Raw genomic sequence first — 25,463 nt, 5'->3', positions numbered from 1 at the left:
CACCCGGGCGGCTACCGCGAACTGTCCGGACGCGAGGTCGAGGTGCTGCGACTGGTCGCGGAGGGCCAGTCGAACAAGGCGATCGGCGTCTCCATGGGCCTGTCCGCGCTGACCGTCAAGAGCCACCTCGCCCGTATCGCCCGCAAGCTCGGCACGGGCGACCGCGCCGGGATGGTCGCGGTGGCGCTGCGGACCGGCATCATCCACTGACCACCACGACCGCCTACCGATCTCCCGACCGGGTCACCGCCCGAAGCTTCACCCCTTTGCCCCACTGACCGATTCCACTGACACGTGTGATACGTGACTGGTTTACACCCCCCAGGCGCCCGCCGACGGAACGTTCCGTCGGCGGGCGCTGTCGATACACGGATACCCTTGACATGTGACCGACGCCCAAGAGACCGCAGCAGCCACGTCACTGCGAACCACCGGAGGCGCCCCTCCGGACGACGGCGGATCTTCTGCGACCGGGGCGCCCGTACCCCTGCTCGAACCCCGCGAGGGCATTCCGCCGGTGATCACCGACGAGGCCGCCCTCGCCGAGGTGATCGCCGCCTTCGCCGCCGGGACCGGCCCGGTGGCCGTGGACGCCGAACGCGCGTCCGGCTACCGCTACGGCCAGCGCGCCTATCTGGTGCAGCTGCGCCGCGCCGGCGCCGGCTCCGCCCTGATCGACCCCGTGGCCTGCCCGGATCTCTCCGCGCTGGGCGAGGCGCTGTCCGGTGTGGAGTGGGTGCTGCACGCGGCCACCCAGGACCTGCCCTGTCTGCGCGAGATAGGCATGGTCCCGAGTGTGCTGTTCGACACCGAGCTGGCCGGACGACTCGCCGGGTTCCCCCGGGTCGGCCTGGGCGCCATGGTCGAGAGCGTGCTCGGATTCGTACTGGAGAAGGGCCACTCCGCCGTCGACTGGTCGACCCGGCCGCTGCCCGAGCCGTGGCTCCGCTACGCGGCCCTGGACGTGGAACTCCTCGTCGACCTGCGCGACGCGCTGGAGAAGGAGCTGGACCGGCAGGGCAAACTGGAGTGGGCCCGGCAGGAGTTCGACGCGATCGCCTCGGCTCCGCCGCCGGAGCCCCGCAAGGACCCCTGGCGACGCACGTCCGGCATGCACAAGGTGCGGCGGCGGCGCCAGCTCGCGGTGGTGCGCGAGCTGTGGGAGACCCGCGACCGGATCGCGCAGCGCCGGGACGTCTCGCCGGGCAAGGTGCTCGGCGACGCGGCCATCGTCGAGGCCGCCCTCTCGCTGCCGGCCAATGTGCACGCCCTCGCCGCGCTGGCCGGGTTCGGGCATCGCATGGGGCGGCGGCAGCTGGACCAGTGGCAGGCGGCCGTCGACCGCGCCAGGGCGCTGCCCGAAGCGCAGCTGCCGCAGCCTGGGCAGCAGGTGACCGGCCCGCCCCCGCCGCGGGCGTGGGCGGACAAGGACCCGGCCGCGGCGGCCAGGCTGTCGGCCGCGCGGGCCGCGGTGTCGGCGCTGGCCGAGCGGATCGACATGCCTCAGGAGAACCTGATCACACCGGACACCGTGCGGCGGGTCTGCTGGGAGCCGCCGAAGAACACGGACGTGGACTCCACCGCGGCCGCGCTGGCCGGTTACGGCGCACGCCCCTGGCAGGTGCAACTGGTGGCCCCGGCCCTGTCCGAGGCCCTGTCCGTCAAGACCCCCTGACCACCACGACCCACCGAGGCCCCCGACGACTCCCCATACGGCCCGTCGGGGCCCGACCGGACCCACCATCAACCACCGGGTCCCCCGACGGACCACCACGACCCACCGAGGTCCCCGACGGCCCCTCACAGAGTCCGCCGGGGACCTTGACGAACCACCAGGGCCCCCGGCCGAGGACCCCGACGGACCCCCACACGGCCCGTCGAAGACCCGCACGGACCATCGCAGGTCCGCAGAGGACCCCGGCGGAGCGCCGCACAGACCGCCCAGGAACCTGACGAACCTCCACACGGACCATCGGGGGCCCTGACGCGGACCGCCACGGGCCGGTCGAGGCCCCCGGCGGACGTCCGAGCACTCCAGCGGACCTCCGCTGCCGAAGGGGCCGCCGGGGACGCGGGCGGACCGCGTCCGCACTCCGCCCCGCCCTGCGTCTCCCCGTACGCCCCGAAGAGGTGGCGGAAACGGAGCAGGGGCGTACGTCGAGATCACGCCAAGATCCGGCGTGGACGGGCGGCGGCACGCCCCTCCCGCGCGGCGACATCGCCACACGCTCACCTGACCCCGGCACGCCCTGCAAGGCGACCCCGGCGCCCCCACGAGGCCACTTCGACACCCCCGCGGGAGCGGCTTCCGCACCCCCGCGGGAGCGGCTCCGGGGCGCGGGCGAATGTGACCTTCGCCGCTCCAGCCCCCGGGACTGGGCAGCATGGTTACTCGCAAGTAGCATGGGGAGGTGAGCGCGCGCTCAGCGCGTGTGCCGCGCTGCAGTGCCATCCCGCATCTGGAGGAGAGCCATCGTGCCTCGTACCGTCAGGGACGTCGTCTTCGTCGACGGCGTCCGCACCCCGTTCGGCAAGGCGGGCCCGAAGGGCATCTACCACGAGACCCGCGCCGACGACCTCGTCGTGAAGGCGATCCGGGAGCTGCTGCGCCGCAACCCGGGCCTCGACCCCAAGAAGATCGACGAGGTCGCCATCGCCGCGACCACGCAGATCGGCGACCAGGGTCTGACGCTGGGCCGTACGGCCGGCATCCTCGCCGGTCTCCCCCAGTCGGTCCCCGGCTACTCCATCGACCGCATGTGCGCGGGCGCGCTGACCGCCGTCACCACCGCCGCGGGCTCCATCGCCTTCGGCGCGTACGACGCCGTGATCGCCGGTGGTGTCGAGCACATGGGCCGTCACCCCATGGGCGAGGGCGTCGACCCCAACCCGCGGTTCGTCAGCGAGAAGCTCGTCGACGAGTCCGCCCTGTTCATGGGCATGACCGCGGAGAACCTGCACGACCGCTACCCCACCATCACCAAGCAGCGCGCCGACGAGTACGCCGTGCGCTCGCAGGAGAAGGCCGCCAAGGCGTACGCCGACGGCAAGATCCAGCAGGACCTGGTGCCGATCTCGGTCCGCCGCACCAACGCGGAAGCCGGTGAGACGGGCTGGGGCCTGGTCACCGCCGACGAGCCGATGCGCCCGGGGACCACCCTGGAGAGCCTGGCCGGCCTCAAGACCCCGTTCCGGGTGCACGGCCGGGTCACGGCGGGCAACGCGGCCGGTCTGAACGACGGTGCCACCGCCTCGATCCTCGCCTCCGAGGACTTCGCCCGCGAGCACGACCTGCCGGTCAAGATGCGCCTGGTCTCCTACGCCTTCGCCGGCGTCGAGCCTGAGGTGATGGGCTACGGCCCGATCCCGGCCACCGAGAAGGCCCTGGCCCAGGCCGGCCTGACGATCGAGGACATCAACCTCTTCGAGATCAACGAGGCGTTCGCCGTCCAGGTCCTCGCCTTCCTGGAGCACTACGGCATCGCCGACGACGACGCGCGCGTCAACCAGTACGGCGGCGCGATCGCCTACGGCCACCCGCTCGCCTCGTCGGGTGTGCGTCTGATGACGCAGCTGGCCCGCCAGTTCGAGGAGCAGCCGCACGTCCGCTACGGCCTGACCACCATGTGCGTCGGCTTCGGCATGGGCGCGACGGTCATCTGGGAGAACCCGCACTTCGAGGGGGACAAGTGAGCAACACCGCTGAGCTTCTGAAGGGTGCGGCCGAGCTGTTCCCCGATGAGGTCGTGACGTCGGCGCACGTACGCCACCTCGACCTGCCGTACGGCGCCGGGCGCTTCGCGCTCGTCACGCTGGACAACGGCTTCGACCACACCAAGCCGACCACCTTCGGCCCGGCGTCGCTGGCGAACCTCAACGCCGCGATCGACCAGGTCGAGGCGGAGGCCGCGGCCGGCGAGATCGTCGGTGTCGGCATCACCGGCAAGCCGTTCATCTTCGCGGTCGGCGCCGACCTCAAGGGCGTCGAGCTCCTCAAGGAGCACAAGGACGCGCTCGCCATCGGCAAGGGCGGTCACGAGGTCTTCAAGCGCCTCGCGGGCCTCGCGGTCCCGACCTTCGCGTACTACAACGGCGCGGCCATGGGCGGCGGCGTCGAGGTCGGCCTGCACTGCACCTACCGCACGGTCTCCAAGGCCCTGCCGGCGTTCTCGCTGCCCGAGGTCTTCCTCGGCCTGGTCCCCGGCTGGGGCGGCTGCACGATCCTGCCGAACCTGATCGGCGCGGACAAGGCCGTCTCGGTGATCATCGAGAACAGCCTCAACCAGAACAAGCAGCTCAAGGGCCAGCAGGTCTTCGACCTCGGCATCGCCGACGCCCTCTTCGAGGGTGCGGACTTCCTGGAGCAGTCGCTGATCTGGACGGCGAACGTCCTCAAGGGCGACATCGCGGTCGAGCGTCCGGCGATCGACCGCGGCGAGGCCTGGGACCAGGCCGTCGCCCGCGGCCGCGCCGCCGCCGACGGCAAGGTGCACGGTGCGGCCCCGGCCGCCTACCGCGCGCTGGACATCATCGCCGCCGCCAAGAACGGCGACCTCCAGCAGGGCTACGACGCCGAGGACCTGGCGCTCGCCGACCTGATCATGGGTGGCGAACTGCGCTCCGGCATCTACGCGTTCAACCTGGTGCAGAAGCGCGGCAAGCGCCCGGCCGGCGCCCCGGACAAGAGCCTGGCGCGCCCGGTCACCAAGGTCGGCGTGGTCGGCGCGGGCCTGATGGCCTCGCAGCTGGCGCTGCTGTTCCTGCGCCGCCTGGAGGTCCCGGTCGTCCTCACGGACATCGACCAGGAGCGCGTCGACAAGGGTGTGGGCTACGTCCACGCCGAGATCGACAAGCTGCTCGGCAAGGGCCGGATCAACCAGGACAAGGCCAACCGCCTCAAGGCGCTGGTCTCCGGTGTGCTGGACAAGGCCGAGGGCTTCGCGGACGCGGACTTCATCATCGAGGCCGTGTTCGAGGAGATCGGCGTCAAGCAGCAGGTGTTCGCGGAGGTCGAGGCGGTCGCCCCGGCGCACGCGATCCTCGCCACCAACACCTCGTCCCTCTCGGTCACCGAGATGGCCTCGAAGCTGAAGAACCCCGAGCGGGTCGTCGGCTTCCACTTCTTCAACCCGGTCGCGATCCTGCCGCTGCTGGAGATCGTCCGCGGCGAGCAGACCGACGACGCGTCGCTGGCGACCGCGTTCGCGGTGGCCAAGAAGCTGAAGAAGACCGCGGTCCTGGTGAAGGACGCCCCGGCGTTCGTCGTCAACCGCATCCTCACCCGCTTCATGGGCGAGATCCAGAACGTCATCGACGAGGGCACCTCCGTCGAGGTCGCGGAGAAGGCGGTCGAGCCCCTGGGCCTGCCGATGTCCCCGCTGGTCCTGCTGGAGCTGGTCGGTCCCGCGATCGGTCTGCACGTCTCGGAGACCCTCAACCGGGCCTTCCCGGACCGCTTCACGGTCTCCCCGAACCTCGCGGCCGTCGTCAAGGCGGGCAAGCGCGGCTTCTACGTCTACTCCGCCGAGAACGGCTTCAAGCCGGTGCTGGACCCCGAGGTCGCCGCGCTCCTGAAGCAGGGCGACGTCGTCCTGACCGAGGAGCAGGTGCGCGCCCGGGTCCTCGACGCGGTCGCCCAGGAGATCGGGCTCATGCTCGACGAGGGCGTCGTCGCCGAGGCCCAGGACATCGACCTGTGCCTGATCACGGGCGCCGGCTGGCCCTTCCACCTGGGCGGCATCACGCCGTACCTGGACCGTGAGGGTGTCTCGCAGCGGGTGAACGGCAAGCCGTTCCTGGAGCCTGGGGTGGCTTCGGTCCCGGCGTGACGTCCACCGGGCACCGGTCCTGACACCGGTGCGACACCACAGACCGCCCCCGCCGCTTCCACAGCGGCGGGGGCGGTCTGCGTGTCACCGTCGTTCAGACCGTGCGCCACGCCTCCAGCGCCAGGCCCGCCTCGGCCTTGCGGCGGGTGAGGCGCAGTTCGCCGGTCGACGGGGAGAGGGCGGCCGCGACCACGCGGCCGTCCTCGTCCACGGTGAGGCTCACCTCCGCGTCCCCGGGCAGTTGCGCGCCCGACTCGGTCCACCAGGCCCCGGCCGTCTCCTGTTCGGTCGGGTGGGCGGCGAAGGCGATCCGGCCCGAGTCGGCGCGCTGGGCGAGCAACGTACAGTCGTGGCCGTCCAGTTCGCAGCGGACCGCCGCGACCCGGCCGGGACCGGCGGCGGTCAGCACGGTGACGGGCTCGCCGCCGGGACGCCAGGCGCGCAGGTCGCCGGAGTCGTCGGTGAAGAGCAGGGTCGTACTCCCCGACGAGGTGGCCAGCGCGCGCAGCGTGCCCGGGCGGGCCGTGGCCTCCATCGCCTCCTCCAGGACCGGCGCGGCGCCCGCCTCCTCCTGCCGCCAGTGCAACAGGGCGCCCGGCACCGCCGCGTACAGCTCGACGCGGCCCGACTCCCCCGTCACCGCGGCCGGTTCCCCCTGGACGTCGTGCCCCTTCAGGTCGTGCCAGGGTTCCCAGCCGCCCGTCTCCTTCTGGGCCCGCATGCTCATCCCGCCGGCCGCGTTGCGGACGAAGACGTGGGCGCGTCCCTCGGCGTCCACCGCGACCGTGGGGATCCCGGTGCGGTCGCCCTTCTTGTCGGGGTGCCCGATCGAGGTCCAGTCCAGGGCCGAGAGCCGGGGTTGGTAGTGGGTGGAGTGCACCAGGCCGGACTCGCCGGGCGCGGTGGGCCGCCAGGAGACCAGATGGGCATAGCCGTCGACACCCTGTCCGGTGCCGAGGACGGGGTGCAGTCGCTGCTCGCCGCCGACCCTGCGGGGCGCGCTCCAGGCGCCGCCGGGACCGCGTTCGGCGCGGCACAGGACCGCTTCGTCCGAGAACATGTAGACACTGAGCCGGCCGTCGCGGCCGCGTATGAACCAGTCGCCGTGCACCGGATCACCTTAATGCCGCCGCCGGGGACCGTGGTCGATACCGGGTGATCTCCGTGCGAGGCTGGGCGCATGAGCGACCAGGACGCGCGCCCCCTCCTCGTGATCGTCGACGCGGCGAACGTCGTCGGGTCGGTGCCCGACGGCTGGTGGCGCGACCGGCACGGCGCCGCGCGGCGGCTGCGGGACCGGCTGGCGGCGGACGGCCTGCCGGGGCACGACGGCCCGGTGGAGATCGTCCTGGTGGTGGAGGGCGCGGCCCGTGGGGTGGAGTCCGTGCCGGGGGTACGGGTGGAGTCGGCGCCCGGCAGCGGCGACGACCACCTCGTCCGGGTCGTCGCCGATGCCGCCGGGCGCCCCTGTCTGGTCGTCACGGCCGACCGTGAACTCCGGCGCCGGGTGACGGAGTTGGGCGCGCAGGTGACGGGACCGCGAGCGGTACGGGGTGACGGCCGTCCGGGGTGACGGCCGTACGAGGTGACGGCCGTACGAGGTGACGGCCGTACGGGCTGTGGCGGCCGTACGGGCTGTGGCGGCCGTACGGGCTGTGGCGGCCGTACGAGGTGACGGCCGTGCGGGCTGTGGCGGTAAGGGCTGACGGCCGGTCGGCTCACTGTCCCGCCGCCGCCCGCCGGTACAGCACCGCCCCGTCCACCCTCCCCGCCTCCTGGTACCCGGCCGCCAGCAGGTGCCGCAGCCCGGGAACGCGTGCCGGGCCGTACGGGCCGCCGCGGGAGTCGTCGACGATCAGCGACGGCGGACGGTCGGCCAGTTCCGCGCGGAAGACCGGCCAGGTGCCGGGAACCGCGTACTTCTCGCCGACCTGGGGGCCGTCGCGGCCGCCGCTGAAGTTGGTGAGCAGACCGGCCGTCAGATAGCGGCTGGCGGGGATGCGGTCGGCCAGCCAGTACGTCTCCGGGTGCATGCCCCACAGCAGGACCCGGTCGGTGGGGCCGGTGCGGTCGGCGACGGCGGCGGCCAGGCGCTGGGCGTGGGCGAGTTCGGGGCGCGGGGCGAGCAGCCCCCAGGCAAGGAACAGGGCGCAGCAGCAGGACGAGGTCAGCACGGCGGCCGGCGCCCGGTCCCGGGGCAGGATCTGGAGCGCGGAGGTGGCCAGCAGCGCGAGCGGCGGGATCAGCTGGAGGTAGTAGTGGCCGAAGAAGTGGAAGCCCAGCAGCACCGCTCCGCCCGACGCGGCCAGCCACAGCCAGAGGTCGGCCGCGCCCGTGCGCGCGATGCGCAGGGCCCGTACGACGGGTGGGAGCAGGCCCGCGCAGGCGACCGCGAGGATGGCCGTGTTGAGCAGCCCGCGGCCCAGGACGTGCAGTTCGGAGCCGGTGAACGTGGCGTAGGCGGCGGAGCCGGTGACGGTCCAGAAGAGGAAGCCCGCCGGGTCGGTCAGCAGGGCGGCGCCCAGCACCGGCAGGGCCGCGCCGGTCGCCAGCCGCAGCAGGGCCGGCCGTGCGGTGCCGTCCGGCCGTGCGGTGCCGCAGAGCCACAGCACCGGCAGCAGTACCGCGCCCCCGGTCTGTTTGGCGAGGAAGGCGCAGGCCACCGCGGCCCCGGCGGTCGCCCAGCAGCGCCGGTCGGCGCACCACATCGCGACTGCCGTACAGGGCAGTATGAACACCTCGAAGCCCGCCGCCTGCGCGTCCTCGGGGTTGAGTCCGACCGAGACCAGCAGGTAGAGCACGCCGGCGGTGCGGCCGGCGCGGTCGCCCCAGCGGCGCCGGGCGAGCGAGGCGAGAGCCGCGGCGGTGAGCAGCTCGGCCAGCACCGCGAACACCCGCACGCAGGTGAGGGAGTGCGAGCCGCACAGGGCGAACGCCCCCTGGTAGAGCCACGGCACCAGCGGCGGCTTGCGGTCCACGACCGTCTGGTAGAGCTGTCCGCCGTGGGCCAGGAGGCGGGCCTGCACGGCGAGATAACCCTCGTCCGGGTTCCACAGCGGCGGCACGAAGGACGGCACCCGGGTGACGCAGGCCAGCACCGCGAGCAGAGGTAAAAGGCGCTTCCAGTACGACGTCGCCGCTTCGGCTGCGACTACGGAACGTGGTGTGGCGAGCGGCGCGGCAGACATGGGGAGCACGTTATCCGGCCCCGCATCCCTCACCTGAACGGGACATACGACGCCGGGTGGTCGGATGGTTCGATCACTCCCCGTGCTTGGGGATCTGGTCGGCCGTGACCTCCTCGTGGCGTCCCAGACGGCTGTGCGAACGGCCGTACAGGAAGTAGACGCCGAAGCCGATCACCATCCACACCGCGAACCGGAGCCAGGTCTCGGCGGGAAGGTTCAGCATCAGCCAGAGCGTGGCGAGGACCGAGACGATCGGGAGGAACGGCACCCAGGGGGTACGGAAGGAGCGGTGCAGGTCGGGGCGGGTACGGCGGAGGATGATCACGCCGAGGGCGACGACCACGAAGGCGAAGAGCGTGCCGATGTTCACCAGTTCGGCGAGCTCGCTGAGGCTGGTGAAGCCCGCGACGATCGCGATGATCACACCGAGCAGGATGGTCGGCCGGTGCGGGGTGCGGTAGCGGGGGTGGACCCGGGAGAAGAAGCGGGGCAGCAGCCCGTCACGGCTCATCGCGAAGAACACCCGCGTCTGCCCCAGGAGCAGGATCATGCAGACCGTGATCAGGCCGACGGCGGCGCCGAAGCTGATCACGCCCGCGAACCAGGGGTGTCCGGTGGCCTTGAACGCGTCGGCGAGCGGGGCGTCCACGGACAGCTTGCTGTAGTGCTCCATGCCGGTCACCACGATGGAGACGGCGACGTAGAGGGTGGTGCAGACGAGCAGCGAGCCGAGGATGCCGCGCGGCATGTCGCGCTGGGGGTTCTTGGTCTCCTCGGCGGCGGTGGCGACCACGTCGAAGCCGATGAAGGCGAAGAAGACCACGGACGCGGCGGTGAAGATGCCCATCACGCCGAAGTTGGAGGGAGCCCAGCCGGCCATCAGCTGGATCAGCGGGGCCTTGAGGCCGCCGCCCGCCGGGACCGGCTGCGCCTTGGGGATGAACGGGTGGTAGTGGGCGGTGTTGATGAAGAAGGCGCCCGCGACGATGACGATGAGGACGACGGCCACCTTGATCGCGACGATGACCTCGGTGACGCGCGCGGAGAGCTTCATGCCGAGCACCAGGACGCCGGTCAGCACCAGGACGAGGGCGGCGGCGAGGATGTCGAAGCCGAAGCCGTGGGCCGTGTCCCGGCTGCCGAGCTCCGCGGGCAGATGCCAGCCAGCGTTGTCCAGCAGCGAGCGGATGTAGCCGGACCAGCCGACGGCGACCACCGCGGTGCCGAGCGCGAACTCCAGCACCAGGTCCCAGCCGATGATCCAGGCGGGCAGCTCGCCGAGGGAGGCGTACGAGAAGGTGTACGCGGATCCCGCCACCGGGAGGGTGGAGGCGAACTCGGCGTAGCACAGCGCGGCCAGGGCGCAGACGACGCCGGCCACGACGAAGGCCAGGGCGACCGCGGGGCCCGCGTTCTCCTTGGCGACCTTGCCGGTCAGGACGAAGATGCCGGTGCCGATGATGACGCCGACGCCGAAGACGGTCAGGTCCAGCGCGGACAGGGATTTCCTGAGCGCGTGCTCGGGCTCCTCGGTATCGAGGATCGACTGCTCGACCTTCTTCGTCCGGAAGAGGGTGCTGGTCACGGCGTACCTCCCACGCTTTGTCGTCCTCGACATGATCGAGAGGGGGCGTAGTCCGTGTGCCCCGGCGCGGGAGCTTTCACGCGGACGGGCCGGTTCCACCACCCTTCTCGATGGTGAAACCGGCCCGTCCGGCCGTGTCGTGTTGCGCCTGGACCGTCAGTCGCGCGCGGGCTCGACCTCGGCGGTCGGCCGGTCGAAGCGTCCGTCCAGCTTCGAGACCAGGCCGGTGACCTGGCGGGCGATGTCAGGCGCGGTGAGCCCGATCTCCGCCATGACCTCGGCGCGGGAGGCGTGGTCGAGGAAGCGCGGCGGGATGCCGAAGTCGCGCAGCGGGATGTCGACACCCGCGTCGCGCAGGGCCTGCGCGACCGCGGAGCCGACACCGCCGACGCGGGAGTTGTCCTCGACGGTGACGACCACGCTGTGCCGCTCGGCGAGCGGGGCCATCGCCTCGTCGACGGGCTTGACCCAGCGCGGGTCGACGACGGTGGTGGTGATGCCCTGCTTCTCCAGCAGTTCGGCGATCTCCAGGCACATCGGCGCCAGCGCGCCGACGGAGACCAGGAGCACATCGGGTGTGCGGGTGCCCGGCTCGCGCAGCACGTCCATGCCCCCGACCCGGCCGACGGCCGGTACGGCGGGGCCGACGGCGCCCTTGGAGAAGCGGACCACGGTGGGCGCGTCCTCGACGGCGACGGCCTCGCGCAGCTGGGCGCGGACCTGGTCGGCGTCGCGCGGGGCGGCCAGCCTGAGGCCGGGCACGACCTGGAGGATCGACATGTCCCACATGCCGTTGTGGGAGGCGCCGTCGGTGCCGGTGACGCCGGCCCGGTCCAGGACGAAGGTGACTCCGCACTTGTGCAGCGCCACGTCCATCAGCACCTGGTCGAAGGCGCGGTTGAGGAAGGTGGCGTACACGGCGAAGACCGGGTGGACACCGCCGGCGGCCAGGCCCGCGGCCGAGACGGCGGCGTGCTGCTCGGCGATGCCGACGTCGTAGACGCGCTCGGGGAAGGTCTTGGCGAACTTGTCCAGGCCGACCGGCTGGAGCATGGCGGCCGTGATGGCGACGATGTCCTCGCGCTCCTTGCCGAGCTCGACCATCTCGTCGCCGAAGACGGAGGTCCAGTCGGCGCCGGAGGAGGCGATCGGCAGACCCGTGTCGGGGTGGATCTTGCCGACGGCGTGGAAGCGGTCGGCCTCGTCCTGGAGGGCGGGCTGGTAGCCGCGGCCCTTCTCGGTGAGGCAGTGCACGATGACGGGGCCGCCGAAGCGCTTGGCGCGGGCCAGCGCGGACTCCAGGGCCTCGATGTCGTGGCCGTCGATCGGGCCCACGTACTTCAGGCCGAGGTCCTCGAACATGCCCTGCGGGGCGATGAAGTCCTTCAGGCCCTTCTTCGCGCCGTGCAGGGTCTCGTAGAGCGGCTTGCCCACGACCGGGGTGCGCTCCAGGAGGTCCTTGCCACGGGCCAGGAAGCGCTCGTAGCCGTCGGTGGTGCGCAGCGTGGCGAGGTGGTTGGCCAGGCCGCCGATGGTGGGCGCGTACGAGCGCTCGTTGTCGTTGACGACGATGACCAGCGGACGGTCCTTGGCGTCGGCGATGTTGTTGAGCGCCTCCCAGGCCATGCCGCCGGTCAGCGCGCCGTCACCGATCACGGCGACCACGTGGCTGTCGCGTTTGCGCAGCTCGTTCGCCTTGGCGAGGCCGTCGGCCCAGCCGAGGACCGTGGAGGCGTGGCTGTTCTCGATGACGTCGTGCTCGGACTCGGCCTGCGAAGGGTAGCCGGACAGGCCGCCCTTCATCTTCAGCTTCGAGAAGTCCTGGCGTCCGGTGAGCAGCTTGTGCACATAGGACTGGTGGCCCGTGTCCCACAGGACCTTGTCCTTCGGGGACTCGAAGACGCGGTGCAGGGCGATGGTGAGCTCGACCACGCCGAGGTTGGGGCCGAGGTGGCCGCCTGTCTTGGACACGGCGTCGACGAGGAAGGTCCGGATCTCCTCTGCCAGCTGGTCCAGCTCCTCCAGACTGAGCCGGTCCAGATCGCGCGGTCCCCTGATGCGGGTCAGCAGCGGCACCCGTGCCTCCTTGCACTTAAAAAGCTGATCGAGCTGTTGCCGGGCTCGTCGAGTCTAATGTTCCGTCCCGGCGGGTGATGCCCGGGCTCCTCGTCATGGGTCATGCGAACGGCCGTACCCACGATTGCCCGGCGTATGACATACCTGTGCCCGGCACCGCCGTTGGTGCCGGGCACAGGATCTTCCGCGGGGGCCGCCGCCGGTTTCCGCGGCGGCCCCGGTGCGGTGTTACGCGCGGCCCGCGGCCTTCTGGCTCTTGCGGGAGACGGAGTCGATGACGACCGCGCCCAGGAGCACCGCACCAGTGATCATGTACTGGATGGAGGTGTTCATGTTGAGCAGGTCCAGACCCGTCTGGATCGACTGGATGACCAGCATGCCCAGGAGGGCCGACCAGACGTTTCCGCGACCACCGAAGAGGCTGGTACCACCGATGACGGCCGCCGCGATGGCGAGCATCAGGGTGTTGCCGCCACCGGCGTTGAGCGTGGCGCTCGCGGTCTGGCCGGCGAAGAACATACCGCCGATGGCCGCGAAGGAACCGGAGATGGCGAAGACGGAGATACGGACCATCGGCACGCTGATGCCGGCCCGGCGGGCGGCCTCGATGCCACCGCCGACCGCGAAGATCTTGCGGCCGTACGTGGTGCGGCGCAGCACGAAGTCGACGATCACCAGGGAGGCGAGGAAGATCACCAGGGCGTTGGAGACACCGGAGGCGTTGTTCAGCACGGCAGCGGCGGCGAAGGCGGCCACGGCGAGCGCGACGACACGCAGCAGGATCTCGCTGGTGGGGCGGAAGGGCACCCCGGCGGCCTTGCGGCGGCGCTGCTCCATGAAGGAGCCGACGAGCATCGACAGGACGGCGAGGCCGGCCAGCAGGTAGGCGCCGATGACGGCCTGGTCCATGAAGAAGGAGCTCTGGCCGAGCAGGTGCACCGGGCCGGTCTCGGCCGGGATGTTGATGGTGCCGCTCGAACCGAGCAGCCACAGCATCAGACCGCTCCAGCCCAGGAAGCCGGCCAGCGTCACGACGAAGGCGGGCACGCCGATCCGGGCGAAGAACCAGCCCTGGAGCGCGCCGATGGCGGCACCGGTCAGGACGGTCAGGAACAGGGCCAGCCACTGGTTCATGCTGTGGTTGACCACGAACACCGCGAAGACGGTGGACGCCAGGCCGCTGACCGAGCCGACGGAGAGGTCGATCTCACCGAGCAGCAGCACGAAGACCAGGCCGATGGCGAGCATGCCGGTGGCCGAGAGGAAGTAGCTGATGTTCGACAGGTTGTCGGCGCTCAGGAACCGGTCGTTCTGCGTCTGGAAGATCGTCCAGATGACGATCAGGCCGACGAAGACCGGCAGCGAGCCCAGCTCGCCACCCTTGATCTTGCGCTTGAACTCGGTGACGTAGCCCTTGAGGCCCTCTTCGCGGACCAGCAGACGCGGGTCGACGACGGCGACCGGCGCGGCGGTGGGGTCGTCGGCGGGAGCGACCGTGCTCTGCTCCACCTCGGCCTCCGCCTTGGAAACCTTGGACGTGTCGCTCACTTTGCGGCCTCCGCACTGCGACGCCCCGCACGACGGGTCACGGCGTTGTCCGTGGCTCCGGTGATCGCGGCGATGATCTCTTCGTGGCTGGTGTCCTTCACGGAGAAGGAACCGTTGTTCTTGCCCAGGCGCAGGACGGCGACGGTGTCCGCGACGGCCTTCACATCGGCCATGTTGTGGCTGATGAGGATGACGCCGAGGTTGCGCTCGCGCAGCCGCTCGACCAGGTCGAGGACCTGCGCGGTCTGCTCGACGCCGAGGGCGGCGGTCGGCTCGTCGAGGATGACGACCTTGGGGTCGCCGATCAGGGCGCGGGCGATGGCCACGACCTGGCGCTGACCGCCGGAAAGGCTCGCGATCGGGATGCGCACGCTCGGGATGCGGATGGAGAGCGTGCTCAGCAGCTCGCGCGCCTTCTGCTCCATGGTGACCTCGTCGATCGCACCACGGTGCTTCAGCTCACGACCGAGGTAGAGGTTGCCCACCACGTCGAGGTTGTCGCACAGAGCGAGGTCCTGGTAGACCGTCGCGACGCCGAGTCCGGAGGCGTCGTGCGGCTTGTTGATGCTGACCGCCTTGCCCTCCCACTCGATGACGCCCTCATCGATGGGGTGGACACCCGCGATCGTCTTGACCAGGGTGGACTTTCCGGCGCCGTTGTCGCCCACCAGGGCGACCACTTCTCCGGCGTGGACCTCCAGCTCGACGTCGGTGAGGGCCTGAACCGCACCGAACCGCTTGGAGACTCCGCGCAACGCCAGCACGGGCGTAGCGGACACGTGAACCATCTCCTTCGCCGCCTGACCGGCGGGGATGCCGCGCTCGATCAAACAGGCGCGGAGGGATGTGCGAAAAGCACAAGGTTTACAAGATGAACATGCGCGAATCCGTCGCGCTTCGCAACGGTTCCATCCGACGCCCGCCCCGCAGCGGGGTGTGAAGGTGGGGCAGGCGTCGGACAGGTTCGCGGGACCGCCGGGCGGTCGTGACTCGGGCGGCTACCCGTGGTGCGGGTAGTCGCCCGAGACGAACTGCTTACTGAAGGCCGGCAGCCTTGCAGGCCGCGGCGAAGTCCGCGGTGCAGATGTCGGCGACGGAGTACAGACCGTCCTTGATCACCGTGTCCTTGATGTTGGCCTTGGTGACCGAGACCGGGGTCAGCAGCTGCGAGGGCACCTTGTCGCCGGAGCCGCTGGTGAGCTCCTGGGTGGCCAGGGACTTGATGTCCTTGCCCTGGAGCAGGTTGACCGCGAGCTGGGCAGCGGCGTCCGCCTCCGGCTTGAAGGCCTTGTAGACCGTGGAGGACTGGGTGCCGGCGACGATGCGCTGGATGCCCGCGAGCTCGGCGTCCTGGCCCGTCAGCGGGATGCCGCTGATCTTCGCGCCCTTGAGGGTGTTGGCGATACCACCGGCCATGCCGTCGTTGGCGGAGTAGACGCCCGCGATGTTCTTGGCACCGAGCTGGGTGATGGCGGCGGACACCTTCTGAGCGGCGACCGTGTCCTTCCACAGACCGGACTGCTCGTACGCGATGTCGACCTTGCCGTCGAGGGCCTTGTGGGCACCCGCCTTGAACTGACCGGCGTTCGGGTCGGCGTCGTCGCCGTTGATCATGACGATCTTCGACTTCGGGGTGGCCTTGGAGCCGAGCGCGGCGAGGAGGGCCTCACCCTGGAGCTCGCCGACCTTCTGGTTGTCGAAGGACACGTAGGCCGAGACCGGGCCCTGGGCGAGACGGTCGTACGCGACGACCTTGATGCCCTTGTCCACCGCGGTCTGGATGGAGGACTTGATGGCGGCCGAGTCCTGAGCGGAGATCACGAGGACCTTGACGCCCTTGGTGATCATGCTGCTGACCTGCTGCGCCTGCTTGGCAGCGTCGCCGGCCGCGTTCGCGTACTCGACGTTGCAGTCCGAGCACAGCTCCTTGACCTTGGCCTCGAACAGCGGCTTGTCGAACTTCTCGTAGCGCGCGGTCACGCTGTCGGGGAGCAGGAGACCGATGGTCTTGCTGTCCGACGAGGAGGAGCTGCTGCTGTCGGAGCTCTTGTCTCCGGCCTTGCCGCAGGCGGCCACCGAAAGGGCCATGGAAACGGCAGCGGTACCGATGACGACTCTACGCATCGTGTTGTTCATTGGTGGTGCCTCCCTGACAGGGCCGCAACGCTGCGGCCGAGGTGGGTTGGAGTCAACTCGGCCGCAGGTTCGACGTCAAGAAGTAAATACTTAACGGGTTGGCAACGGCGTGTTTCGTTCTCTAAGTGAAGGCAGGTGCTGCGGTAGACAGCGACCCGTCCAAAAGGGTCGAATCACCCATCTCGTTGAGTGCGAGAGCGAGCGCTCCGAGCACCTCGGCGCGGCCCCCAAGTGCCCCTGGGAGCACCGAGAGTTGGCGGGCGGCACTGGGGATCGCATAGCGCCCCACGGACTCCCTGATGGGCCCCAGGACCAGCTCACCGGCCTCGGCGAGATCACCGCCCAGGACGACCCGGCTGGGGTTGAGCAGGTTGCAGAGATTTGCGACACCACTGCCGATATGGCGGCCGACGTCGCCGATCACGCGACGGCATCCCGGATCCCCGTCCCTGGCCAGCCTCACGACACCCTCCATGGTCAGATCCATGCCGTGACTGGGCTGGAGCAGCGGCAGCACATAGCGCGCGGCCGTGAAGGTCTCCAGGCAGCCACGGTTGCCGCAGCGGCAGACAGGACCCGATTCATCGAGTGTAATATGTCCGATTTCTCCTGCGGTTCCGCCGGGACCCCGGTAGATCTTCCCGTCGATCACCAGCCCCGCGCCGACCCCGCTGGACACCTTGATGTAAGCAAGATCACGCACCCCGCGGCCACTGCCCCAGACCAGCTCGCCGAGGGCGCCCAGGTTGGCGTCGTTGTCCACGTGGACGGGCACGCCGAGCCGCCCCCGCATCTCCTCGGCGGGTCTGCTGCCGGTCCAGCCCGGCAGGATCGCGGTCGAGCCCAGGGTGCCGGACTCCACGTCGATCGGCCCGGGCACGCCCAGACCCACGCCCGCGATCTTCGAACGGTCCACGCCGGTGGCCGCGATCAAGCGGTTGACCAGCTCTTCCGCCCGGTCGAAGCCCTGGGCGGAGGAGGCGTCGACGTCCAGCGGCTCGGACTCCTCGGCCAGCACCTGATGGGCCAGATTGCCCACCGCGACCCGTAGGTGGGTATGCCCGAAATCGACGCCGATGACGATGCCGGCGGCACCGCTCAGCGAGACGCTGCGGGCCCGGCGGCCGCCCGCCGAGGTGGGCGTGACCTCGACGGTCCCGCCGTCCTTGAGTTCACGGACGATATTGGAGACCGTCGCCGCCGACAGGCCCGTCGTCCTCGCGATCTCCGCCTGGGTGAGCGATCCCGCCAGCCGGACGGCACGGACGACCCGCTCCAGGTTGGCTCGGTGCAGCGACGACTGCGACCCTGGAGTCTCCACGACGACCTCCTGCGCACGGGACCGCCGCGATGAGGCCCCGTCTATGTCCAACTAGTGAACTCTAAGCTGAGCCGTTCGGGTTGCCTCCCGTCAAGAGGTTGAACAATTTCGGGGGTACTGGGTGCAGCGACACACACCGCTCCCGGCCGCGGGAACGGTGTGCGCACGGGCGCCTGCGGAGCGCTACTTCAGGGTGGCCGAGGTCAGTCCCGCCTGTACCTGGCGCTGGAAGGACAGATAGACCACCAGCATCGGGATCATCGCGATGGTCACGCCCGCGAAGAGGACCGGCAGGTCGGTCGCGTAGCCCATCTGCTGCTGAAGCTGGATCAGGCCCTGGGTGAGCACGTAGCGCTCGGGATCGTCGCCGCTCTGCGGCTGCATCAGGACCGTCGGCAGGATGAACTGGTTCCACTGCCCCAGCGTGTTGAAGATTCCGACGCTGATCAGGCCGGGCTTCGCCATCGGCAGCATGACCTGGAAGAACGTCCGGGTGTGCGAGGCCCCGTCGAGGATCGCCGCCTCGAAGACGGCCGTCGGCAGGGTCCGGAAGAAGGCGTGCATGAAGAACACCGTGAACGGCAGCGAGTAGGCGACGTAGACCAGGATCAGGCCCTGGTAGGTGTTCAGCATGTCCAGGCGTTTGACCATGAAGAACAGCGGCACCAGGGCCAGGAACACCGGGAACATCGCGCCGGCCACGAAGAAGTAGTAGAGGAACCGGTTGCCCGGGAACCGGTAGCGGGCCAGCACGTACGCGGCCATCGAGCCGAAGAGCATCGTCAGCGGCACCGAGAACACCAGCACGATGACGGTGTTGAGGAGGTAGTCGCCGATACCCGTCTTCCAGGCCCGCGAGAACACGTCCAGTGACCAGTGCTGCGGCCAGCCGAAGGCCGAGCCGCCGATCTGGGCGTCGGTCTTGAAGGAGCTGAGGACCAGCCACACCAGCGGCAGCACGATCAGCAGGGCCCACAGGGCGAGGAAGCCGTGCGAGAAGGCGTTCAGTACGACGCCCTCGCGGGGCCGGCCGTCGGGGCGGACCGGGGTCCTGCCCGCGGACCGCTGGGCGGGGACCTTCGTGGTCTCCTTGATGGGGGTGCTCATCGTCGTCGTCTCTCCCGCTCAGAACTCGATGCGCTCACGGCGGGTGGCGCGCAGTGTGACCACGGACAGGACCAGGGTGAGCAGCAGCATGATCACGCCCATCGCACAGGCGTAGCCGCTCTTGCCGAAGTAGAGGAAGTTGCGCATCATCACGGTCGACATGACGTCGCTCTCGTGGTTGGGCCCGCCGCCGTAGGCGCCCATGCTCGCGGTCATCGAGGAGACCAGGACGAACATGTCCATGGCCACGATGCCCAGGTACACCCAGGCGGTCTGGACGGTGTCCCACAGCAGCGGCAGCGTGATGCGGAAGAAGGACTGGGCGCGGCCGGCGCCGTCGATGAGGGCGGCCTCGTAGACGTCCCTCGGGATCGACTGCATGGCGGCCGAGAACAGCACCAGGTAGAAGCCGACGCCGTGCCAGACGACCACCAGGATGAGCGCCCAGCGCACGATGCCGGGCTCGTTGAGCCATTCCACCGGGCTGTCGGGGTCGACCAGCCCCAGTTTGATGAGCAGTCCGTTGAGCATGCCGCCGCCGTCGCTGCGGTACACCGCGTTGAAGAGGACGGCGAGAATGGCGAGCGACAGCACCTGCGGGAAGAAGTAGACGATTTTGTAGAACGACGACCCGGCGACCCCGCTGACGCCGCCGGCACGACTGCGTCCGCCCACGTTCACCATGAAGGCGAAGAAGATCGACAGCAGAATGGTGATCACCGGGATGAACACCAGGAACTGGATGTTGTGCCAGATGGCCTTCAGGAAGACGTCGTCCTGGAAGAGGGCCTTGTAGTTGTCCAGGCCCACGAAGTCGAAGGTCTGCGACTGTCCCTTCCAGTCCGTCAGCGAATAGCCGAACGTCTGGATGTACGGCCAGATGACGAAGATCAGATAAAGCGCCACGGGAACGAGGAGAAATCCCGCGACGAACCTGTACTGCCCTTTGCGCATGGCGTTCCTGCCCCTGGTGTCCTTCCCCCGGGCCGGAGCGGATTCCGGCCCGGGGTCCGCCTCGTCGAGCGCGGTCAGTCGCGGTGGTTCTTCTTGGACGCCGGGTCCTTGGCCGCCTTGTCGACCGCCGCCTGCGCCCGCTTCAGCCACTCCTTGGGCTGGATGCGCTTGGACATGAGCTCGTTGGAGGCCGCCTCGATGGACGCGCCCATCTCGCTGTACCACTCGGTGTACAGGAACCGGAAGGTGTTGTCACCGGCCGCCTTGGACGCCTCGACCGTGGACTGGGTGCCCGGCCGCAGCTGGACGGCGGAGTCGACGCCGTCCTTGAGGATGGTCAGCGAGTTGGCCTCCTTGGCGAACGAGGTGGACCACTCCTTGGACAGCATCCGCCGCATGAACTCCTTCGCGGCGGGCAGGTTCTTGGCCTTCTTGGGGATGATGAACGGCTCGCCGGAGCCGGCCCGGATCGCCTCGAACGGCATCGCGCTGCCGGGCAGCAGCGGCATCGGCATGAACTTCATGTCGAAGTCGTCCGGGGTCTGCTTCAGCTGCTCGTTCTCCAGCCAGGAACCGCAGGTGATGAAGGCGGCCTTGTACTGGTTCCAGCGGGTCTGCGACTCGGTGTGGGTCAGACCGTTCGTGCCGGGCATCAGATAGCCCTTCTCGACGATCTCGTAGATCGCCTCGATGCCGGCCTGTGCGGCGTCGGAGCCGACGAACGCCTTCGGGTCGAGGTTGTCGATCGCCTTCATGGCGTCCAGACCGCCCTTTTTGGCGATCATGTCCATGATGGCGACATTGATGTAGTACGGGTACTTGCCCTGGTGCGCGAGGCCGCCGATGCCCTGGGACTTGGCGTCCTTGCAGATGGCGAGGAAGTCGTCCCAGGTCTTGGGCTCGCTCCAGCCCTTCTCCTTGAAGAGCTTGCCGGAGTACCACAGGCCCCACACCGTGTAGATGTAGTTGAGGGCGACGACCTTGCCCTCCTGGAGGCCCGGGTCGGTGGTGCCGGGGATCAGGGTGTCGCGGACCTTCTTGGAGGGGTCGTCGACCGAGGGCGCGTCCAGGACCTCGGCGAGGTCGAGCAGCTGGTCGTTCTTGTACAGGACGTCGACCTTGATCTGCTGGGCGCCGGAGTCGTCGACGATGTCCGGCGGGTTGCCCGCGTTGAAGCGGGGCTGGAGCTTTCCGCTGATCTCCTGGGTGCCGGTGTGGGTCGAGGTGACGCCGGCCGTCTTCTGGAAGGTCGCCTCCCACGCCTTGGCGTAGTCGTCGCCGTAGCCGCCCTTGAAGATGACGACGTCGAGCTTGCTGCCCTTCTCCACTCCGAAGGGATTGTCCTTGCTGGTCTTCCCCTTGTTGCCGTCCTTCGGGGAGTCGTCACTTCCGCCACCGCTGGCACACGCGGACAGGAAGCTCATCGTCGGTACGGAGATCAGGCCGAGCGCGGCCGAGCGCTGAATCAGGGCGCGACGGCCCACACCTTCGGAACCGTGGTTCTCTGCGGAAGTGGATCCCATGCTCAAGTCCTCGCCTTCTCACAGGACTCAGGCGGTGAACCGGATCCTCCCGGCACCGCGGTCAGGTCAAGCAGGGTCGTACAGGGCGTGCAGTTCCTCGAATCGCCGACAGGTATAGTCCACTTCCCGCCAACAGGGCAAGATCGAATGCAACGTTGGTCATCGGTCTTTTCCGAGTTGAGACCTCCCGGAAATATGAGCCGCCTGTGCGCGCCTTGCCGGAAAAATCCACTGCATAGGCCTCGAATGCCACAGTCAACACCCTTGACATCAAGGGCCACTTGCCCCACTACTGGTCCCTGCGCCTGATAGTTGACAACGTTGTCCAAAGCAGGGAGGACTCCCTCGGATGCGGCACAGAACTCGGCACGGATGGGGTACGGCGGTCGCCTTGACAGCCGCCTTGGTCATGGCGGTGGGTGCACAGGGAGCCGCGGTCGCGCAGCCCGCGACCGCGGCGGCGGACCGGGAGTTCAGCTCCTCGTTCGAGGCGGGCGACCCGGCCCCGGACTGGCTCAGCACCGTCGACACGGCCGCCGACGGCAGCGACCGGGCCTCGGGCGTCGACGGCGGCTACAGCACGGGCATCCCGGGCAACGCCACCGACCACGTCACCGACTTACGGGCGAGCGGCGAGAACACCGGCGCGGGCGAGGTGAAGGAGAACCTCGTCGACGGTGAACCCGGCACCAAGTGGCTGACCTTCGAGCCGACCGGCTGGGTCGAGTTCGACCTCGACAAGCCGCTGACCCTCGCGACCTACGCCCTCACCTCGGCCAACGACTACGCCGAACGCGACCCGCGGGACTGGACCCTGAAGGGGTCGACCGACGGCACGCAGTGGACGACCCTCGACACCCGCTCCGGCGAAAGCTTCGCCGAACGGTTCCAGACCAAGTCCTACGATCTCGCCGAACCGGCCGCCGGCTACCGGCACTTCCGGCTGGAGGTCACCCGCAACAACGGCGCCTCCGGCATCCTCCAGCTCGCCGACGTGCAGTTCTCCACCGGCGGCAGCGGCGGGCCCGTCCCGCCCGCGATGCTCTCGCTGGTGGACCGGGGCCCGAGCGGCTCGCCCACCGCCAAGGCGGGCGCCGGGTACACCGGCACGCGGGCCCTGCGCTACGCCGGACGGCACACGGCGACGGGACGGGCGTACTCGTACAACAAGCTCTTCGACGTGAACGTGGCCGTCGGCCGGGACACCGAGCTGGCCTACCGGATCTTCCCGTCCATGGCGGACGGCGACCGCGACTACGACGCCACAGATGTCGCCGTGGACCTGGCCTTCACCGACGGCACCTATCTGAGCGATCTGGGCGCCACCGACCAGCACGGCTTCGCGCTCACCCCGCAGGGGCAGGGCGCCGCCAAGGTGCTCTACGTCAACCAGTGGAACGACGTCGTCGCGCGGATCGGATCGGTCGCGGCCGGCAAGACGGTCGACCGGATCCTGGTGGCGTACGACTCCCCGGGCGGCCCGGCGAAGTTCCGCGGCTGGCTCGACGACGTGAAGATCCGTACCGCGGCACCGCAGAAGCCGAAGGCCCATCTGGCCGACTACGCGCTCACCACCCGCGGCACCAACTCCAGCGGCTCCTTCTCCCGCGGCAACACCTTCCCCGCGACGGCAGTGCCGCATGGCTTCAACTTCTGGACGCCGGTGACCAACGCGTCCTCGCTCAGCTGGCTGTACGACTACGCCCGTGCGAACAACTCCGACAACCTCCCGACCATCCAGGCGTTCAGCGCCAGCCACGAGCCCAGCCCCTGGATGGGCGACCGGCAGACCTTCCAGGTGATGCCCTCGGCCGCCGCCGGCACCCCGGACACCGGCCGCACGGCCCGCCAACTGGCCTTCCGGCACGAGAACGAGACCGCGCGGCCGTACTACTACGGGGTGCGGTTCGAGAACGGGCTCAAGGCGGAGATGGCGCCGACCGACCACGCGGCGGCCCTGCGCTTCACCTACCCCGGCGACGACGCGAGCGTCCTCTTCGACAACGTCACCGAGCAGGCGGGGCTCACCCTCGACCCGGCCACCGGCACCTTCAGCGGCTACTCGGACGTGAAGTCCGGGCTGTCGACCGGCGCGACCCGGCTGTTCGTCTACGGCGTCTTCGACAAGCCGGTCAAGGAGGGTTCGTCCAGCGGGGTCAAGGGCTATCTGCGGTTCGACGCGGGTGCCGACCGCACCGTCACCCTGCGCCTGGCCACCTCCCTCATCGGCCTCGACCAGGCCAAGGACAACCTGCGCCAGGAGATCCCCGACGGCACCTCCTTCGACACGGTGCGCAACCGGGCCCGCGGCCAGTGGGACAGGCTGCTCGGCAAGGTCGAGGTCGAAGGCGCCACGCCGGACCAGCTGACCACGCTCTACTCCAGCATGTACCGGCTGTACCTGTACCCCAACTCCGGCTTCGAGAAGGTCGGTTCCACTTACCGGTACGCCTCGCCGTTCTCGCCGATGCCGTCGGCCGACACCCCGACGCACACCGGCGCGAAGATCGTCGACGGCAAGGTGTACATCAACAACGGCTTCTGGGACACCTATCGCACCACCTGGCCCGCCTACTCGCTGCTGACTCCACATCAGGCCGGGGAGATGGTCGACGGGTTCGTGCAGCAGTACAAGGACGGCGGCTGGACCTCGCGCTGGTCCTCGCCCGGCTACGCGGACCTGATGACCGGCACCTCCTCCGACGTCGCGTTCGCGGACGCCTACGTCAAGGGCGTCGGCTTCGACGCGAAGGCGGCGTACGAGGCCGCCGTGAAGAACGCGACGGTCGTCCCGCCGTCCTCGGGCGTGGGCCGCAAGGGCATGGCGACCTCCCCCTTCCTCGGCTACACCAGCACCGACACCCACGAGGGCCTGTCCTGGGCGCTGGAGGGCTACCTCAACGACTACGGCATCGCCGAGATGGGACAGGCCCTGTACCGAAAGACCGGCGAGAAGCGCTACAAGGAGGAGTCGGCCTACTTCCTCAACCGCGCCCGGGACTACGTGAACCTCTTCGACCCGCAGGCCGGGTTCTTCCAGGGCCGGGACGCCAAGGGCGACTGGCGCGTGGCGTCGTCGCAGTTCGACCCGCGGGTCTGGGGCTACGACTACACCGAGACCAACGGCTGGGGCTACGCCTTCACCGCCCCGCAGGACAGCCGGGGCCTGGCCAACCTCTACGGCGGCCGGGCCGGCCTGGCCAAGAAGCTCGACGCCTACTTCGCCACCCCCGAGACCGCCTCGCCGGACGTCGTGGGCTCCTACGGCGGTGTCATCCACGAGATGACCGAGGCCCGGGACGTGCGGATGGGCATGTACGGGCACTCCAACCAGGTGGCGCACCACGTCACCTACATGTACGACGCGGCGGGCCAGCCCTGGAAGACGCAGCAGAACGTCCGCGAGGTCCTCTCCCGGCTCTACACCGGCAGCTCGATCGGCCAGGGCTACCACGGCGACGAGGACAACGGCGAGCAGTCGGCCTGGTACCTGTTCTCCGCGCTCGGCTTCTACCCGCTGGTGATGGGCAGCGGCGAATACGCCGTCGGGTCACCGCTGTTCACCAAGGCGACCGTCCATCTGGAGAACGGCAAGGACCTGGTCGTCAGGGCGCCCCGCAACAGCACGCGCAACGTCTACGTTCAAGGCTTGAAGGTGAACGGCCGTACCTGGACGTCGACTTCGCTGCCGCACGCGCTGCTCGCCAAGGGCGGGACGCTGGACTTCGCCATGGGACCGAAGCCGTCCGCCTGGGGCAGCGGCAAGAACGCGGGACCCGTGTCGATCACCCGGGACGACCAGGTGCCCACCCCGCGCGCGGACGTCCTGAAGGGCCCCGGCGCCCTGTTCGACAACACCTCGGCGACCGACGCGACGGTGACCTCGGTGGACCTGCCCGTCGGCGCGAGCACCGAGGGCGTCCAGTACACGCTCACCTCGTCCGCCGACCGCACGAAGGCGCCGACCGGCTGGACCCTTCAGGGCTCGAAGGACGGCACCACCTGGAAGACCCTGGACCGGCGCACCGGCGAGTCGTTCGCCTGGGACCGGCAGACCCGCGCCTTCTCGGTCGGGTCACCGGGCTCGTACGCGCACTACCGGCTGGTCCTGGACGGCGAGTCGACGCTGGCGGAGGTGGAACTGCTGGCGTGACGGCCTGACGCGGCACTGATCGGGGGCGGGTCCGGTGACGGGCC

At 69.7% G+C, this 25,463-nt stretch carries 17 protein-coding genes; 6 read left to right on the top strand and 11 right to left on the bottom strand.

The annotated features are described in order from the left end of the window. The 4 genes from FNH09_RS09095 to FNH09_RS09080 form a co-directional block, all read left to right on the top strand. The coding region (locus tag FNH09_RS09095; RefSeq protein ID WP_162468303.1) for a response regulator transcription factor at window positions 1–210 on the top strand (210 nt) is incomplete at its 5' end. 175 nt (window positions 211–385) lie between these two features. Continuing rightward, complete coding sequence (locus tag FNH09_RS09090) at window positions 386–1,675, top strand: HRDC domain-containing protein (RefSeq protein WP_162468302.1); 1,290 nt, start codon at window positions 386–388, stop codon at window positions 1,673–1,675. A gap of 800 nt (window positions 1,676–2,475) precedes the next feature. After that, a complete protein-coding gene (locus FNH09_RS09085) occupies window positions 2,476–3,693 on the top strand; it encodes an acetyl-CoA C-acyltransferase (RefSeq protein ID WP_162468301.1) in 1,218 nt (405 codons plus the stop codon). Beyond that, window positions 3,690–5,828: a 3-hydroxyacyl-CoA dehydrogenase NAD-binding domain-containing protein gene (locus tag FNH09_RS09080; RefSeq protein WP_162468300.1), complete on the top strand. Its 2,139-nt coding sequence runs from the start codon at window positions 3,690–3,692 to the stop codon at window positions 5,826–5,828. The genes FNH09_RS09085 and FNH09_RS09080 overlap by 4 nt, the downstream gene beginning before the upstream one ends. A gap of 94 nt (window positions 5,829–5,922) precedes the next feature. Here FNH09_RS09080 and FNH09_RS09075 read toward each other — a convergent pair whose 3' ends face one another. Then, complete coding sequence (locus FNH09_RS09075) at window positions 5,923–6,939, bottom strand: DUF8189 domain-containing protein (RefSeq protein WP_162468299.1); 1,017 nt, start codon at window positions 6,937–6,939, stop codon at window positions 5,923–5,925. Between the two features lie 69 nt (window positions 6,940–7,008). Here FNH09_RS09075 and FNH09_RS09070 point away from each other — a divergent pair, with 69 nt between their 5' ends. Then, on the top strand, window positions 7,009–7,401 hold the full coding sequence (locus FNH09_RS09070; RefSeq protein ID WP_152886238.1) for a PIN domain-containing protein: 393 nt from the start codon (window positions 7,009–7,011) through the stop codon (window positions 7,399–7,401). A gap of 145 nt (window positions 7,402–7,546) precedes the next feature. On the opposite strand, the gene FNH09_RS09065 is transcribed toward FNH09_RS09070, so the two are convergent. The 10 genes from FNH09_RS09065 to ngcE form a co-directional block, all read right to left on the bottom strand. Next, window positions 7,547–9,016: an ArnT family glycosyltransferase gene (locus FNH09_RS09065; protein WP_152886237.1), complete on the bottom strand. Its 1,470-nt coding sequence runs from the start codon at window positions 9,014–9,016 to the stop codon at window positions 7,547–7,549. A 73-nt stretch (window positions 9,017–9,089) separates the two neighbouring features. Continuing rightward, the gene (locus FNH09_RS09060) at window positions 9,090–10,601 is read right to left on the bottom strand and encodes an amino acid permease (protein WP_162468298.1); all 1,512 of its coding nucleotides are present in this window, start codon (window positions 10,599–10,601) and stop codon (window positions 9,090–9,092) included. Window positions 10,602–10,757: 156 nt separating this feature from the next. Next, on the bottom strand, window positions 10,758–12,677 hold the full coding sequence (dxs, locus tag FNH09_RS09055; RefSeq protein ID WP_162468297.1) for a 1-deoxy-D-xylulose-5-phosphate synthase: 1,920 nt from the start codon (window positions 12,675–12,677) through the stop codon (window positions 10,758–10,760). 228 nt (window positions 12,678–12,905) lie between these two features. After that, window positions 12,906–14,225 carry an ABC transporter permease subunit gene (locus FNH09_RS09050; RefSeq protein WP_162468296.1) on the bottom strand — a complete coding sequence of 440 codons (1,320 nt, stop codon included), beginning with the start codon at window positions 14,223–14,225 and terminating at the stop codon, window positions 12,906–12,908. After that, entirely contained in the window at window positions 14,222–15,013 is a 792-nt protein-coding gene (locus FNH09_RS09045; RefSeq protein WP_152886235.1) for an ATP-binding cassette domain-containing protein, read from the bottom strand. Before FNH09_RS09045 ends, FNH09_RS09050 begins: the two co-directional genes overlap by 4 nt. A gap of 247 nt (window positions 15,014–15,260) precedes the next feature. Further along, window positions 15,261–16,361, bottom strand: coding sequence for a sugar ABC transporter substrate-binding protein (locus tag FNH09_RS09040; protein ID WP_238426558.1), 1,101 nt, complete (start codon window positions 16,359–16,361; stop codon window positions 15,261–15,263). 121 nt (window positions 16,362–16,482) lie between these two features. After that, the gene (locus tag FNH09_RS09035) at window positions 16,483–17,682 is read right to left on the bottom strand and encodes an ROK family protein (RefSeq protein WP_162468295.1); all 1,200 of its coding nucleotides are present in this window, start codon (window positions 17,680–17,682) and stop codon (window positions 16,483–16,485) included. 183 nt (window positions 17,683–17,865) lie between these two features. Further along, the gene (locus tag FNH09_RS09030) at window positions 17,866–18,789 is read right to left on the bottom strand and encodes a carbohydrate ABC transporter permease (RefSeq protein ID WP_152886233.1); all 924 of its coding nucleotides are present in this window, start codon (window positions 18,787–18,789) and stop codon (window positions 17,866–17,868) included. A gap of 18 nt (window positions 18,790–18,807) precedes the next feature. Next, window positions 18,808–19,743, bottom strand: coding sequence for a carbohydrate ABC transporter permease (locus tag FNH09_RS09025; protein WP_152886232.1), 936 nt, complete (start codon window positions 19,741–19,743; stop codon window positions 18,808–18,810). 74 nt (window positions 19,744–19,817) lie between these two features. Then, window positions 19,818–21,266 carry an N-acetylglucosamine/diacetylchitobiose ABC transporter substrate-binding protein gene (ngcE, locus tag FNH09_RS09020; protein WP_152886231.1) on the bottom strand — a complete coding sequence of 483 codons (1,449 nt, stop codon included), beginning with the start codon at window positions 21,264–21,266 and terminating at the stop codon, window positions 19,818–19,820. Window positions 21,267–21,615: 349 nt separating this feature from the next. Here ngcE and FNH09_RS09015 point away from each other — a divergent pair, with 349 nt between their 5' ends. Beyond that, a complete protein-coding gene (locus FNH09_RS09015) occupies window positions 21,616–25,419 on the top strand; it encodes a GH92 family glycosyl hydrolase (protein WP_202919623.1) in 3,804 nt (1,267 codons plus the stop codon). The last annotated feature ends 44 nt before the right edge of the window (window positions 25,420–25,463 follow it).

The organism is Streptomyces adustus (assembly GCF_009377175.1).
GTDB lineage: Bacteria > Actinomycetota > Actinomycetes > Streptomycetales > Streptomycetaceae > Streptomyces > Streptomyces adustus.
Note: the sequence above shows the minus strand (reverse complement) of the source record. Positions and strands in the feature narration are given on the sequence as shown.